Raw genomic sequence first — 991 nt, 5'->3', positions numbered from 1 at the left:
GGGAGAAGATTATCCGGAGCGTGTAAAGCCATTGGGAGAAACGGTACTGCAGGTAAAGGGGCTGACGAACGATAAGGTAAAGGACGTGAGCTTCGAGGTAAAGCGGGGAGAAATCCTTGGCTTTGGCGGCCTTGTGGGAGCAGGGCGAACGGAAGTAATGCAGGCGCTGTTTGGAGCAGACCGGGTGGAATCGGGAGAAGTATACCTGAACGGGAAGCAGATCAGGATCAAGAATCCGGGAGAAGCCCTGGATCACGGAATCGGACTGATCCCGGAAGACCGGAAGAACCAGGGAGTACTGCTGGGGCTGTCGATCAAGGAGAACGTGACGTTCAGTTCGCTCAAGCAGGCAATGAAGGGACCGTTTGTAGATAACAAAAAGGACTCTGCGATTGCGAACGAATATATTGGGAAGCTGCAGATCAAGACGCCGAGCGTAAACCAGCTGGTGAAGAACCTGTCGGGAGGAAACCAGCAGAAGGTGGTACTTGCAAAGGTACTGGCAACGAAGTGCGACGTGATCATATTCGACGAGCCGACACGCGGAATCGACGTAGGAGCAAAACAGGAGATCTACAACCTGATGAGGCACCTTGCGGACGAGGAAGGGAAGACGATCCTGATGGTATCGTCAGAGATGCCGGAGCTGATTGGAATGAGCGACCGAATACTGGTGATGCGTTTTGGACAGGTAGCAGGGGAGCTGAAGCGTGAAGAGTTCTCACAGGAACTGATACTGGAGTACGCTTCCGGATTAATAGGAGGTTGATGAAATGGGAAAAGAGTTGAATCAAAACAGTGTAGGCGGAAAGAGCATCAAGCGGATACTGGGGAGTTATGGAATCGTATTCGTACTGATCGCGCTGATCGTGGTGTTTGCGATCCTGTCGAACAGGTTCCTGACGCCGGATAACATTTTTAACATCTTAAGGCAGGTATCGATCGTAGGAATCATAGCAGTAGGTATGACGTTCATCATGCTGACAGGAGG

General features: G+C 51.5%; 1 protein-coding gene and 1 pseudogene. Both read left to right on the top strand.

Annotated elements, in window-relative coordinates; translation table 11 throughout:
- On the top strand, positions 1-769 hold a 769-nt coding region (locus CHK_RS00505; RefSeq protein ID WP_046441940.1), incomplete at its 5' end, for an ATP-binding cassette domain-containing protein.
- Between the two features lie 4 nt (positions 770-773).
- A pseudogene (locus tag CHK_RS00500) lies at positions 774-991 on the top strand (ABC transporter permease); the annotation flags it as partial.

Origin of the sequence: Christensenella hongkongensis, from assembly GCF_000981035.1 — a bacterium.
GTDB lineage: Bacteria > Bacillota > Clostridia > Christensenellales > Christensenellaceae > Christensenella > Christensenella hongkongensis.
The sequence above is the reverse complement of the archived record's forward strand: the minus strand, read 5'-3'. Positions and strand labels throughout refer to the sequence as shown.